Annotated in this window: 15 protein-coding genes; 7 read left to right on the top strand and 8 right to left on the bottom strand. The window is 72.7% G+C overall.

The genetic code is table 11. The features are described from left to right. Position 1 precedes the first annotated feature (1 nt). Entirely contained in the window at positions 2-601 is a 600-nt protein-coding gene (locus AB0K05_RS10595; RefSeq protein WP_364228391.1) for a TetR/AcrR family transcriptional regulator, read from the top strand. Here the strand turns inward: AB0K05_RS10595 and AB0K05_RS10600 are convergent. Then, the gene (locus AB0K05_RS10600; protein WP_222709060.1) at positions 598-1050 is read right to left on the bottom strand and encodes a MaoC family dehydratase; all 453 of its coding nucleotides are present in this window, start codon (positions 1048-1050) and stop codon (positions 598-600) included. The genes AB0K05_RS10595 and AB0K05_RS10600 overlap by 4 nt on opposite strands. Before the next feature lie 157 nt (positions 1051-1207). Between AB0K05_RS10600 and AB0K05_RS10605 the strand changes: the two genes are divergently transcribed. Both AB0K05_RS10605 and AB0K05_RS10610 read left to right on the top strand, forming a co-directional pair. Continuing rightward, entirely contained in the window at positions 1208-2260 is a 1053-nt protein-coding gene (locus AB0K05_RS10605; protein ID WP_364228394.1) for an MBL fold metallo-hydrolase, read from the top strand. Continuing rightward, positions 2257-2709, top strand: a complete 453-nt coding sequence (locus AB0K05_RS10610; RefSeq protein WP_364228396.1) for a MaoC/PaaZ C-terminal domain-containing protein — start codon at positions 2257-2259, stop codon at positions 2707-2709. Before AB0K05_RS10605 ends, AB0K05_RS10610 begins: the two co-directional genes overlap by 4 nt. 59 nt (positions 2710-2768) lie before the next feature. Here AB0K05_RS10610 and AB0K05_RS10615 read toward each other — a convergent pair whose 3' ends face one another. The 5 genes from AB0K05_RS10615 to AB0K05_RS10635 all read right to left on the bottom strand — a co-directional run bounded on the left by AB0K05_RS10615 (position 2769) and on the right by AB0K05_RS10635 (position 7575). Next, the gene (locus AB0K05_RS10615; protein ID WP_271277766.1) at positions 2769-3962 is read right to left on the bottom strand and encodes an acyl-CoA dehydrogenase family protein; all 1194 of its coding nucleotides are present in this window, start codon (positions 3960-3962) and stop codon (positions 2769-2771) included. 18 nt (positions 3963-3980) lie between these two features. Continuing rightward, on the bottom strand, positions 3981-5543 hold the full coding sequence (locus AB0K05_RS10620; protein ID WP_148033414.1) for an acyl-CoA carboxylase subunit beta: 1563 nt from the start codon (positions 5541-5543) through the stop codon (positions 3981-3983). A 107-nt stretch (positions 5544-5650) separates the two neighbouring features. Next, positions 5651-5977, bottom strand: a complete 327-nt coding sequence (locus AB0K05_RS10625; protein WP_271277765.1) for an EthD family reductase — start codon at positions 5975-5977, stop codon at positions 5651-5653. Further along, positions 5974-6585 carry a TetR/AcrR family transcriptional regulator gene (locus AB0K05_RS10630; protein ID WP_148033412.1) on the bottom strand — a complete coding sequence of 204 codons (612 nt, stop codon included), beginning with the start codon at positions 6583-6585 and terminating at the stop codon, positions 5974-5976. Before AB0K05_RS10630 ends, AB0K05_RS10625 begins: the two co-directional genes overlap by 4 nt. 78 nt (positions 6586-6663) lie before the next feature. After that, positions 6664-7575 carry an LLM class F420-dependent oxidoreductase gene (locus tag AB0K05_RS10635; RefSeq protein ID WP_364228399.1) on the bottom strand — a complete coding sequence of 304 codons (912 nt, stop codon included), beginning with the start codon at positions 7573-7575 and terminating at the stop codon, positions 6664-6666. Positions 7576-7631: 56 nt separating this feature from the next. Between AB0K05_RS10635 and AB0K05_RS10640 the strand changes: the two genes are divergently transcribed. Together AB0K05_RS10640 and AB0K05_RS10645 are read left to right on the top strand one after the other, a co-directional pair. Continuing rightward, positions 7632-8225, top strand: a complete 594-nt coding sequence (locus tag AB0K05_RS10640) for a biotin transporter BioY (protein ID WP_271277763.1) — start codon at positions 7632-7634, stop codon at positions 8223-8225. After that, entirely contained in the window at positions 8222-8704 is a 483-nt protein-coding gene (locus AB0K05_RS10645; RefSeq protein WP_364228401.1) for a pyridoxamine 5'-phosphate oxidase family protein, read from the top strand. Before AB0K05_RS10640 ends, AB0K05_RS10645 begins: the two co-directional genes overlap by 4 nt. Positions 8705-8805: 101 nt before the next feature. On the opposite strand, the gene AB0K05_RS10650 is transcribed toward AB0K05_RS10645, so the two are convergent. After that, entirely contained in the window at positions 8806-9948 is a 1143-nt protein-coding gene (locus AB0K05_RS10650) for a CaiB/BaiF CoA-transferase family protein (protein WP_271276952.1), read from the bottom strand. Beyond that, positions 9945-10823 (bottom strand): CoA ester lyase, encoded by an 879-nt coding sequence (locus AB0K05_RS10655; RefSeq protein WP_271276953.1) that lies wholly within the window; start codon positions 10821-10823, stop codon positions 9945-9947. The genes AB0K05_RS10650 and AB0K05_RS10655 overlap by 4 nt, the downstream gene beginning before the upstream one ends. Positions 10824-10912: 89 nt before the next feature. Between AB0K05_RS10655 and AB0K05_RS10660 the strand changes: the two genes are divergently transcribed. Together AB0K05_RS10660 and AB0K05_RS10665 are read left to right on the top strand one after the other, a co-directional pair. Beyond that, positions 10913-11338 (top strand): cupin domain-containing protein, encoded by a 426-nt coding sequence (locus tag AB0K05_RS10660; protein ID WP_364228404.1) that lies wholly within the window; start codon positions 10913-10915, stop codon positions 11336-11338. Next, positions 11335-13110: an acetyl-CoA carboxylase biotin carboxylase subunit gene (locus AB0K05_RS10665; protein ID WP_271276955.1), complete on the top strand. Its 1776-nt coding sequence runs from the start codon at positions 11335-11337 to the stop codon at positions 13108-13110. The genes AB0K05_RS10660 and AB0K05_RS10665 overlap by 4 nt, the downstream gene beginning before the upstream one ends. Positions 13111-13116: the final 6 nt, after the last annotated feature.

Raw genomic sequence — 13116 nt, forward strand, 5'->3', positions numbered from 1 at the left:
CATGGCTGAGATGGTCACCGACCACCGCAAGCTGCCCCGGCGCCGGGGCGAGGAGCTCGCCGCCGCCATCTACCGGGCGACGCTCGACGAGCTGGCCGAGAGCGGCTACGCCAAGCTCACCATGGAACGCGTCGCCGAGCGGGCCAGGGCGAGCAAGGCGTCGCTCTACCGCCGCTGGCCCACCCGCGTCGCGCTGGTCATGGACTCGGTCTACCACTCGCTGCCGGCCCTGTCCGACGTCCCCGACACCGGCAGCCTGCGCGACGACCTGCTGACCGTGCTGCGCGGCACGGCCGACATCCTGTCCGGCCCGGCGGGCGAGGCGATGCGCGGGCTGCTCTCCGAGGCGCTGCGCGACGAGGCCAGCGCCCGCACCTTCAAGGAGAACTCGCAGGGCACGGGCCGCAAGATGATGGCCGAGATCGCCCGCCGCGCCGTCGAGCGCGGCGAGATCTCCGGCGACGCGGTCACGCCACTCCGCCTCGACACCGGCCAGGCCCTGCTCAGGCAGCACTTCCTCTTCCAGGGGCCGCCCATCCCCGACCGGCTCGTCGTCGACATCGTGGACGAGGTCCTGGTGCCGCTGCTGACCCGGAGCTAGGCGGCCGGCCGCCTGTGGAACAGGGCGCTGCGCACCACCCGGCTGACCAGCTCGTCGCGCTGGTTCAGGCCCCGGTGCTCCAGCTTGACGATGCCCTGCGTGGGGCGTGACTTCGACTCCCGGGCGTCCAGGATGGTCGACACCACGCGGATCGTGTCGCCGTGGAAGACCGGGGCCGGCATCTCGACCACCTCGTAGCCGAGGTTGGCCACCGTGGTGCCCAGCGAGATGTCGGTCACGCTGAGCCCGATGACCAGCGAGAGCGTGAACAGGCCGTTCACCACCCGGGTGCCGAACTCCGAATCCTTGGCGAACTCCTCGTCCAGGTGCAGGGGCTGCGGGTTCATGGTCAGCGTGCTGAACAGGACGTTGTCCGATTCGGTGACGGTTCTCCTGATCTGGTGCTCGATGACCAGTCCGGGGGTGAGTTCCTCGAACCACAGGCCCACTGCGGCCTCCTCTGCCTAGAACTACGAACGAACGATCGCTAGTATAGCGTCACGGTCAGTATTCCCATGCGGAAGGGGCCGCTATCGTGAGACGAACGATCGATTGTTCGGAGGTGTTGGCGCTGAAGCACGACTGCACGCCGGTGGGGCGGGTGCCATGAGACGCGCCGAGCGGGTCGACGACCCGGACCGCCACTCCTGGGAGGAGCCCGGCGTCTACCAGGTGGCGCCGGGCGTGCACCGGGTCCCGCTGCCGATCCCGGAGGACGGGCTGCGCGCGGTCAACGTGTACGTGCTCGAAGGCGAGCACGGGCTCACTCTCGTCGACGCCGGCTGGGCCATGCCCGAGTCCCGGGCCGTGCTCGGCGACGCGCTGGAGGCTCTCTCGTACGGCGTGGACGACGTGTCCGAGATCCTGGTGACGCACGTGCACGTCGACCACTACTCGCAGGGCGTGACCCTGCGCGGCGAGAGCGGCTGCGGGCTGCGCCTGGGCGAGCACGAGCGGCCCTCGCTGGAGGCGCTCGGTTCCGGCGACGAGATGGAGGGCGCCACACAGCTCGCCCAGCTGCGCCGTCACGGCGGCGAGGAGGTCGTGAGCGCGCTGGACGCCATCGGATACGGCACGGGCTCGGACCCGGCCAAGTGGGAGCCGCCGGACGAGTGGATCACCCACGGCCGTCTGTTCCAGGCCGGCCGCACCGGGCTGCGGGCACTGCACACCCCGGGGCACACCCGCGGCCATGTCGTGTTCGACGACGCCGGGCACGGCATGCTCTTCACCGGCGACCACGTGCTGCCGCAGATCACGCCGTCGATCGGGTACGAGAGCAGGACAGGGACGCTGCCGCTGCGTGACTTCATGGACTCGCTGGGGGCCGTGCTCGACCTGCCCGACCGGCTCATGCTCCCGGCGCACGGGCCGGTGCGCTCCAGCACCCACGCGCGGGCGACCGAGCTGCTGGCCCACCACGAGCAGCGCCTGGACGCCTGCGCGGCGCTGCTGGACGGGCGGCCGCGTACCGCGTACGAGGTCGCGGGCGGGCTGGGATGGACCAGGCGCGAGCGCCGGCTGCGCGACCTCGACCCGGTCAACCGGATGCTCGCGGTCTGCGAGACCGCGGCGCATCTCGACGTCCTCGCGGCCGCCGGCCGCTGCGGGCGGACAGAACAGGGCGGCGTCGTCCGCTACCTACAGGAGGCATCATGAGCAGCGCGCTCACCGGATATCCCGAGGCCGGTCAGAAGATCAGCACCGCGGCGATCACCATCACCGAGTCGCACGTCGTCTCCTGGGCCTCGCTCACCGGCGACTGGCTGCCGATCCACACCGATCGGGAGTACGCCGCGCGCAGCCGGTTCGGCGAGCGGATCGCGCACGGGCCGCTCACGCTCGCCATGGCGCTCGGGCTGAGCACGCGGAGCCAGGTCATCGACGGCGATCGGACGACCGCCTGGCTCGGGCTGAACGACCTGCGCGCGCTCGCCCCGGTGCTGATCGGCGACACGATCAGGGCGGTGGTCGAGGTAGCGGAGACGCGTCCCGCCAAGCGCGAGGGACAGTTCGTGGTGACGCTCTCGTACCGCGTGGTGAACCAGCGTGAGGAGGACGTGATGACGTTCACCAGCATCCTGCTGATGTCCGCCGAGGCGCCGTGACCCGGCGCTGAGAACGCGTGTGGGCCGGTCCGAGGGGACCGGCCCACACGCGTTCGCGGTCAGAACGAGCGGGGCAGCTCCAGCAGCCGCTCGCCCAGGTAGTTGCGGACCATGTCGTTGGCCAGCGGCGCGAACACCCACAGCCGCACGTCCCTGAACCAGCGTTGCATCGGGAACTCGCGGCTGAACCCGGCGCCGCCCAGGATCTCCATGCCGTCCTGGGTCACCTTGACCGCCGCCTCCGACGCGGCGATCTTGGCCATGGACGACAGCAGGTCGGCCCGCCCGCCCGCCGCCTCGACGGCCGCCGCGCGGGCCAGCAGCGAGCGCGCCGACTCGATGGCCAGCGCCCCGTCGACCAGCCGATGCTGCACGGCCTGGAAGGAGCCCAGGGTGGAGCCGAACGCGGCCCTGCCTCGCGCGTACTCGACGGCGGCGTCCAGCGCCCCGCTCGCCGCGCCGATCGCGCCCGCGGCGGCGTTGATGCGCTCGCGGTTCAGCGTCGCCACCACCTGGCGGAAGCCGGCGCCGACGGCCCCGACGACCGCGCTCTCGGGCACCGCCACGTCGTCGAAGAACACCTCGCAGGTGTCCAGCCCGTGCACGGCGACGGTGGGCAGCTCGCGGACCTGGAGGCCGGGGGAGCCCGCCGGGACCAGGAACATGGTCACGCCGTCGACGGACGAGCCCTCGGCCGGGGAGGTGCGGGCCAGCACGACGAGGGCGTCGGCGCCGAGGGCGCCGGAGATCCACGTCTTCTGGCCCGACAGCAGCCAGTGGTCGCCCTCGCGGCGCGCGGTGGTGCGCATGACGCGGGCGATGTCGGTGCCGCCCGCGGGCTCCGACAGCGCGAAGGACACCTTGGCCGCCCCGGTGTGCAGCCGGTCCAGCCACTCCTCCCGCTGCTCGGGGGAGCCGTTGGTGCCGAGGATGTGCGTGATCATGTACTGCACGACCATGTGCACCGCCATGGAGGTGGGGCCCGCGGCCAGCTCCTCGATGACGGCGGTCTGGTCGCGGATGTCGCCGATCCCGCCGTGGTCGGGGTGCCCGCCGACCGCGTGCACGCCGAGCCGGCGCAGCGCCTCGTGCAGCTTGTCGTCGAACCGTTCCTGCTCGTCCAGGCGGAGCACCTCGGCGGCCGGGCTGGTCGCGGCGATGAGCCTGCGCAGCTCGGCCCGCAGCTCGGCGCGCTCGGGGGTGTCGCTGATGGGGTCCGCCTGCCTGCCGGCGGCGTCGGTGAGAGGTCTCATGCGGTTGCTCCGGGTGGCTCAGACGGGGTAGACGCCGTTGCGGCGGGCGGGCGGCGTCTTGCGCTTGCGCCGGTAGACGTCGAACCGGTGGATCAGCTCGCGCCGCAGGTCCTCGTAGCTGACGACGGCCTCCACGGCGTTCTCGTTGGCGATCTGGAAGACGTCGATCTGCTCTTCGTACTCCGAGCGCAGCTCGGTGACGAGCTTCTGCCGCTCCTTCTCGTCCTCGATCGCCATCACCCGGTTGAAGTGGATGCCGGCGATCGCGGCCTCGGGTCCGAGCAGGGCGGGCTTGGCGGTGGGCAGCGCGAGGACCGCGTCGGGGTTCATCGGGCTGCCCGACATGCCCAGGTAGCCGCCTCCGTATGCCTTCCGCACGATGACCGCGACCCGCGGCACCCGGCTCTCGGCGACGGCGAACAGCATCTTCGCGCCGTGCCGGATGATGCCCTCCTTCTCGGCCACCGTGCCGAGCATGTATCCGGGCACGTCGATGAGGAAGAGCAGCGGCACGTTGTACGCGTTGCACATCCAGACGAACCGGGCCGCCTTGTCGGAGGAGTCGCTGAACAGCACGCCCGCCTTGACCGCCGACTGGTTGGCCACGATGCCGACGGGCGCCCCGTCCAGGCGGGCGAACCCGGTCACCAGCTCGGGCGCGAACAGCTCCTTGTGCTCGAAGAAGGAGTCGCAGTCGACGACGGCGTCGATCAGCTCGCGCACGTCGTACGGGACGGCCTGGTTCTCCGGGACGATGGAGCGCAGCGACTCGGTCGGCCGGGGCTCGCGGCCCGCGGCCCTGGGCGGCTCGGCCTCCCAGCTGGAGGGCAGGTAGGACAGATAGAGGCGGATGGCCGCGATGGCCTCCTCCTCGGTCTCGGCGAGCAGGTCGCTCAGCCCGGAGACGCGGCTGTGCAGGTCGGCGCCGCCCATCTCCTCCAGGGTCACCGATTCGCCGGTGACCATCTCGGCGACGCGGGGCGAGCCGATGTAGGCGGTGGCGGTGCCGCGCACCATGATGATCACGTCGCACAGGGCGGGCACGTAGGCGGATCCCGCGGGGGAGGGGCCGAACAACGCGCAGATCTGCGGCACCCGGCCGGAGATCTGCACCTGGTTGTAGAAGATGTTGCCCCAGGCGTGGCGGCCGGCGTAGCTCTCGAACTGCTCGTCGATGCGGGCTCCCGCCGCGTCGACGAGGTAGACCAGGGGCAGTCCGAGCTCGTCGGCCAGGAGCTGCATCCGGGTGATCTTCTCGAAGGTGCGCTTGCCCCAGGTGCCGGCCTTGACCGTGTAGTCGTTGGCGATGACGCACACCCGGCGGCCGTCGACGCTGCCGATGCAGGTCACCACGCCGTCGCCGGGCAGCCCGTCGGCGTGCCGGGCCAGCAGGCCGTCCTCGAAGTCCTCGATGTCGTCGAGGAGGAGCCGGAGCCGGTCGCGGACGAGCAGCTTGCCGGCGGCCTCGTGCTTGTGGCGGTTCTTCTCGCTGCCGCCGAGCCGGGCTGCCCGCAGGCGGGCCTGGAGCTCCTCGTGGATGTCCGCCTGCGGCGGGGGATCGAGGGGAACGGTGGAAGTCATAGGTGTTCGTCCCATCAGACACGATGCGGGCTGTGGCAGGTGCGGGATCCGAGTCCGCGCACGTCAGGAAGCTGCTCGACCCAGGATTACCTACGAACGATCGTTCGTCAAGCGGCCGGTGACGGCGGAAGCACCTCGGTCTCCGAGGCCAGGAACCACTCCAGTGCTTCGATGAAGTGCTCCTCGTGCGCGCGCAGCGGCCCGGCCTCCGGGCTGTCGAAGGCGGCCTTAACCGCGCGCACGTCGTCGAACCAGAGCTCGGCGGAGCCGTCCCAGGGCCACTGCTTGCGGTGCTCGACCGCCGGGTTCTGCCGGTAGCCGCGCAGGCCGGGCAGGGCCAGCACGAGCGCCGGATGCTCCTCCTGCCAGAAACGCAGGAACTCCTCCCGGCTCAGGCCGGGCTTGCGGCGGATGACGGCGACGACTTTGATCATTTCTTCCTCTCGAGCGCCGCGGTGGGCGCGTAGGCGGCCAGCAGCCCGCTGATGACCTCGTCCAGGGGCAGACGCCCGTTCTCGCGGTACCACGAGGCGACGTGCACGCAGATGGCGACCCCGGCGTAGGTGGCCATCTTGACGTCGGGAACCGAGACGGTGCCCCCGGCGGCGCACTCGCGCAGGATCGACTCCAGCAGGCGCTCGTAGCGGTCGCGCAGCTCGACCACCCTGGCCCGGTTGTCCTCCGACAGCGAGCGCAGCTCGGTGTTGCCGACCAGCGCCTCCAGGCGGTGCTCGGCATGGAACCTGATGCCCTCGCTCATGAAGGCCAGCAGCCGCTCCTCGGGGGTCGCGGCGGCCTCGACCCGGCGCTCGGTGATGCTGAGCAACTGCTCCATGACCTCGGTCATGATGGTCGCGAGGAGCTGCTCCTTGCTCTTGATGTGGTTGTAGAGGCTGGCGACCTGCAGCCCCACCGCGTCGGCGAGCTGCCGCTGCGAGGTGGCCTCGAAGCCCTGCCGATGGAAGAGCTCCACGGCCGCGCTGCGGATGGCCACCGCGGTGGGGACGGTGCCGTCACGTGATCCTCGGGTGGTCTCGGCCATGGTTGTCGTTCCTCTCCCTCAGGGGTGGATGCCTGTCATCGATCATGGGCCGACAAGGACCATACTGCGGCCGGTGGCCTAGAACGCATCGCTCAGCTCGCGCAGCCGGTGCAGGATTTCGTCGGACCGGCTCGCGGAGCGCCAGCCCAGGTCGAAGGTGAGTCGGGTGGCGCCGGACTCGACGAGGTCGCGCAGGTACTCCTCGAAGGCCGGGGTGAAGACGTCGCCCGCGCGGGCGGCGACCCGCAGCGTGACGTCGAGCCCGTGCGGATCCTTGCCCGCCGCGGCCGCCTCGGCGCGCAGGGTGGCGACCACCTCGCGCAGATGCCCCGGCTCCATCCGGCCGCCCGCGATCGTGCCGAACCAGCCGTCGCCGCGTGAGGCGGCCCGGCGCAGCGCGGCCGGCGACTCGCCGCCGACGAGGATCGGCACCCGCTCCTGGACCGGCGTCGGGTGGGTGCGCACGCCCGGCGGCACGGTGAACGGCCCGTACTCCCCAGGCGGGGGCGCGCCCGTCCACGTGGCGCGCATGAGATCGATGGTCGCGTCCATCCGCTTGCCGCGGGCGGCGAACGGGACGCCGAGCGCGTCGAACTCCTCGGCCAGCCAGCCCGCCCCGGCGCCCAGGCTGACCCGGCCGCCGCTGAGCCGGTCGAGGGTGGCCAGCTGCTTGGCCAGCAGGATCGGATGGCGGTGGGGGATCACCGCCACGGCCACGCCGAGCCTGGTCGTGGTCGTGGCCGCGGCGAGGAAGGAGAGCGCCACCACCCAGTCGTACCAGTCGGAGTCGGCCGGGAGGTAGAACTCGCCCGACTCGCTGAACGGGTAGCGCGAGCGCGGCTCCTCGATCAGGACGGTGTGGTCGCTGACCCACAGGCTCTCGAATCCCCGCCGGTCGACCAGGGCGGCCATGCCGCGCATGCCGAGGCCGTCGGTGTCGTGCTCGCCGGGCGGCAGATGGATGCCGAAGCTGCAGGTGGTGCGGGTCACAGCGGGGTCCTCTCGGTCATCAGCTACACTAACGAACGATCGTTAGGAGTGTACACATGTCTTCAGTGCCCTTCGCCCTCTCACCTCGCCGGCCCGTGCTCGGCGACCTGGTGACCTCCTCCAGGACCGGGGCCGTCGTGCTGACCGTCTCCGGCGCCGCCCTCATCGGGCTGCTCGCCCAGGTGGCCGTGCCCCTGCCCGGCACGCCCGTCCCGCTGACCGGGCAGACGCTGGGCGTCCTGCTGGTGGCCGCCGCGCTCGGCCTGCGGCGCGGTGTCGCCGCGACCGCCCTGTACGGGGCCGCGGGGATCGCGGGCGTGCCCTGGTTCACCGGGGCCGCGTCCGGCTGGTCCGGCATGAGCTTCGGATACGTCCTCGGATTCGTGGTCGCGGCGGTGGTCGCCGGAGCGCTCGCCGAGCGCGGCTGGGACCGCGCGCCGGGCCGGGCCATGGCCGCGATGGCGCTGGCGAACGCCGTCATCCTCCTCTGCGGCAGCGCCTGGCTGGCCGCCCTGCTCCGGCTGGACCTCTGGCAGGCGATCCAGATGGGCGTGCTCCCCTTCCTCGCGGGCGACGCCGTCAAGATCGCGCTGGCGGCCGCGCTGCTCCCCGCGGCGTGGCGGCTGTCCGGATCGAGGGCCCGCCGGTGAGTGCGGACTCCCAGCCGCGGGCCGCGCTCCGGCACGGCTCGCGGCTCGCCATGACGGCCGCGGAGGTGGACGCCTTCCTCGCCGGCGAGCGGGTCTGCCGGGTGGCCACCGCAGGGCCTGACGGGCATCCGCACGTGAGCCCGCTCTGGTTCGCCTGGGACGGCATGGCGCTCTGGCTGTGCTCGCTGGTGAGCAGCCGCCGGTTCACCGACCTGACGGCGCGGCCCCGGGTGGCCGTCGTGGTGGACGCCGGGGACGCGTACGGTGAGCTGCGCGGGGTGGAGATCCGGGGGACCGCCCGCGTCGTGGGCCCGGTGCCGTGGGACGGCGTCGTGACGCCGGACCTCGCCGAGGCGGAGCGGCTGTTCACGGAGAAGTACCCCGAGCAGCGGCACGTGCGCAGGAAGGGCCGTCACGCCTGGATACGCGTCGAGCCGGAGCACACGAGCACCTGGGACTTCCGCAAGGGCGCCCGCTGACGCGGCGCCGGAGGACAACGGGAGACAGCGGGCCGGCGTGCACGAGCACGCCGGCCCGGAACCGGGCTGCCGGCACGGCGACCGCGCGGTCAGAGGGCCGGTCACCAGGACGCCGGGCCGACCGCGCCGCTTGCCAGGAGGCGGTCGATCTCCGTGGGGGAGAGGTCGTGCTCGGCGAGGAGGGCGCGCACGTCGGACCGCGCCGGCTCGGCGTGCGGGGCCGAGGTCGCCGGGGTGCCGCTGAAGCGCGGCGCCGGCGCGGCGTGGCCGTCCACGTAGGTGCCGCGCGCCGCCAGGTGCTCGTGGCGGGTGGCCTCCTGCGCGGACAGGACGGGGGTGACGCAGGCGTCGCGCCCGCCGAACACCGCTTCCCAGTGCGCCCGCGGGTGCTCGCCGAACGCCGCCGAGAGCGCCTCGGCGATGGCCGGCCAGCGGGATCGCTCCAGCCGGCCGTCCACCAGGTCGGCGCGCCCGGCCAGCCCGAGCCCGTCCAGCAGGTCCAGGTAGAACGGCTCCTCCAGCGCGCCCACCGCGACGTGCCCGCCGTCGGCGCACCGGTAGACCCGGTAGAAGGGCGCGCCCCCGTCGAGCAGGTTGGCGCCGCGCTCCCCGGTCCACCGCCCGGCGGCCGTGAGCCCGTACACGATGCTCATGAGCGCGGCCACGCCGTCGACGATCGCCGCGTCGACCACCTGGCCGCGGCCGGTGGCGCGGGCGGACAGCAGCGCCGAGGTGACGCCCAGCGCGAGATAGAGCGCGCCCCCCGCGTAGTCGCCGACGAGGTTGATCGGCGGCACCGGGGGCCCGCCGGCGGTGCCGATCCCGTGCAGCGCCCCGGTGAGAGCGATGTAGTTGATGTCGTGCCCGGCCGTCTGAGCCAGCGGCCCGTCCTGGCCCCAGCCGGTCATCCGTCCGTACACCAGCCGGGGGTTGACCGCGAGGCAGTCGGCGGGGCCGAGGCCGAGGCGTTCGAGCACGCCGGGCCGGAAGCCTTCGAGGACCGCGTCGGCGCGGCCCGCCAGCCGCTTGGCCACGGCCACGCCGTCGGGCGACTTGAGGTCCACCGCGAGGAACCGCCGGCCCCTGTCGATGACCGGGTTGTGCGGGTTGGTGGGGGCGGCGGGGCCGGGGCGGCGCAGGGTGACGACCTCCGCGCCGAGGTCGGCCAGCGTCATCGCGCAGAAGGGCACCGGCCCCTGCCCGCCCAGCTCGACGACCCGCACGCCGTGCAGCGGGCCGCTCATGCGCCCGCGAGTTCCAGCAGCTCGCGGGCGGTCCGCACGTGGGCGATGTCGATGTGCTCGCCCTCGAAGTCGACCGCCGCGCGCCCGTCGGCCTCGGCCGCCTCGAAGGCGGCCACCATCCGGCGGTAGCGGTCCAGCTCCGCCTCGGTCGGCCCGTACGTGGCATTGATCGTCGCGACGTGCGACGGGTGCAGCAGCACCTGCCCGCGGAAGCCGAGCCGCCGGTTCTGCGCGGTGAACGTGGCGAGCCCGTCGAGGTCGTGCACGTCCTGCCAGATCCCGCAGATCGGGTGGGAGATGCCGGCGGCGCGGCAGGCCACCAGGGCGCGGCTGCGCAGGTAAAGCGTCTCCAGGCCCTCCAGCGTCCACTCGAAGCCGATCTCCCGTGCGATGTCGGCGCCCTTGGCCGCGGCGACCAGCAGGGACGCGACGCGCGGAGTGGCCGCGGCCAGCTGCTCGCAGTTGCCCACCGACTGGGCGGTCTCCAGCGTGGGCACCAGCTCGACGGAGCCAGGCTCCAGCCCTCGCTCGGACTCGAAGTGGCCGACCAGCGCGTCGAAGCGGATCACGTCCTCGGCCGTGCGGATCATCGGCAGCAGCAGCGCGTCGACCCCGGCCCGCACCACGGCGGCCAGGTCCTTGCCCACGTGCGGCGTGCCGAGCCCGTTGGGGCGCACGACCACGCCCACCTCGGGGTGCTCGGCGCGCAGCCGGTCGACCGACTCCGCCACGGTCACCCGGGCCTCGGCCTTGCTCTGCTCGGGGACGGCGTCCTCCAGGTCGAGGATGACCGCGTCGGCGCCGGCGCGGACCGCCTTGTCCGCCCAGTCGCCGCGATGGCCTGGCACGAACAGCAGGGACTTGTAGGGCTTCATCGCGGCTCCGTCCGGGGGTGTCTTGACATGGGAGTTCGCATGAGCCAAGAATACGAACGATCGCTCGTTTGTCAAAGGAGGACATGCCCGTGGATCGGCTTCGCTTCGATCTCAGCCCGACCCGCATCCTCGCCGCCGAAATCACCGCGGACACCGGCCAGAGCGCCGGCGCCATCCGGGTGGCGGGTGTCCACCGCGGGGTGGGGGCTTCGGCGATATGGCTGGGCAAGGTCAGCAACGAGCCCGCCTACCGGTCCGTGCCGCACCACCACGCCGAGGCCGAGACCGCGGGCTACGTGTTCAAGGGCAGGGCCCGGATCTACTTCGGCGAGGGGTACCGCGACTACTACGACCTGGAGGAAGGCGATTTCGTGCACGTGCCGCCGTGGATGCCGCACATCGAGTGCAACCGCAGCGCCGACGCCGAACTCGTCTGGATGACCGCACGCACTCCCGACAACCTCGTCGTCAACCTCGACGACATCGACCTTCCCCCTTCGGAGTACACGACGTGAGTTCCCCCTCCCACTTCCGCAAGGTGCTCGTCGCCAACCGGGGTGAGATCGCCGTCCGGGTCGTCCGCGCCTGCCGTGACCTCGGCATCGCCTCGGTCGCGGTGCACTCGGACGCGGACGCGGGCGCGCTGCACGTCCGCCTCGCCGACGAGGCGTACGCGCTGCCCGGCACCTCGCCGGCCGACACGTACCTGAACGTGGAAATGATCATGAAGGCGCTGGCCGAGAGCCAGGCGGACGCCGTGCACCCCGGCTACGGCTTCCTGTCGGAGAGCACGGCGCTCGCCGAGGCGGTCACCAGGGCCGGTAAGACGTTCATCGGCCCGCCCGCCGACGCCATCGCCGTCATGGGCAGCAAGGTCACGGCGCGGCAGGCGGCCGAGCGGGCCGGGGTGCCGCTGGTGCCCGGCAGCGACGGCCCGGTCACCTCGGGAGCCGAGGTGCGGGCCTTCGGCGAGCGCCACGGCTACCCGATCACGGTCAAGGCCTCCTACGGCGGCGGCGGGCGCGGGATGCGCATCGTGCGCGACGGCGCGGAGGCGGACGACGCGGTCGCGGCGGCCCAGCGCGAGGCCCAGGCCTACTTCGGGCAGCCGGAGGTCTACCTGGAGCGGTACCTGGAGCGCCCCCGCCACGTCGAGGTGCAGATCGTCGCCGACACCCACGGCGCCGTGGTCTCCCTCGGCAACCGCGACTGCACCGTGCAGCGCCGGCACCAGAAGCTGATCGAGGAGGCGCCCTGCACGGTGATCTCCGACGGCACCCGGCAGGCGATGGACGAGGCCGCCGTGGCGCTGGCCGCGTCCGTCGGCTACGTGGGCGCGGGCACGGTCGAGTTCCTGGTCGAGGACGACGCGTTCTACTTCCTGGAGATGAACACCAGGCTCCAGGTGGAGCACCCGGTCACCGAGCTGGTCACCGGCGTCGACCTGGTCGCCGAGCAGCTGCGGGTGGCTGCGGGGCTGCCGCTTTCGGTCCGCCAGGAGGACGTGACCGTGCGCGGTCACGCGCTGGAGATGCGGATCAACGCCGAGGACCCGGCCGGCGGGCTGTTCCGGCCGACGCCCGGCACGCTCACCGAGGTGCGCCCGCCGCTCGGCTTCGGCGTCAGGTTCGACAGCGGGTACGAGGCCGGCGACACGGTCAGCGAGTACTACGACGGGCTGCTCGGCAAGCTGATCGTGCACGCGCAGGACAGGCCCGCCGCCATCGCCAGGGCACAGCGGGTGCTGGAGGAGCTGCGCGTTTCCGGCGTGGCCACGACCAAGCCCGCCCACCAGGCCGTCCTGCGGCATCCGGTGTTCACCGGGGACCGCCACCACACCACCTGGCTGGAGACCGACGCCGAGCTGAAGCCGGCCCTGGCCCCGGAGACCTCGCCCGCCGAGGCCGCGCCTCGGCCGGCGGGGGACGACCGGTCCGTCGTCGTGGTCGCCGGGCGCGAGTACTGGGTTCCCTACGTCGCCGAGCAGGCGTCGGCGGCCGCCGCCCCGCCGCAGGCCGCGCCCCCGCCGTCCGGGTCGGGTCCGCGCCGCGCCGCCGGGATGTCGGGTTCCTCGGACGGTGTCGTCCGCGCTCCCATGCAGGGCACGATCGCCGCGGTGTCGGCCCAGGTCGGCTCGGAGGTGGCCGCGGAGGACGTGGTATGTGTCCTGGAAGCTATGAAGATGGAGAACCCGGTCACCGCGGGCAAGGCGGGCCGGGTCACCGAGGTCCGCGTGACGGTGGGAGCCGGCGTCTCGCCCGGCGACACGCTCGTGGTCATCGAGTGATCGAGA

Source organism: Nonomuraea sp. NPDC049486 (assembly GCF_040676925.1).
Classification (GTDB): domain Bacteria; phylum Actinomycetota; class Actinomycetes; order Streptosporangiales; family Streptosporangiaceae; genus Nonomuraea; species Nonomuraea ferruginea.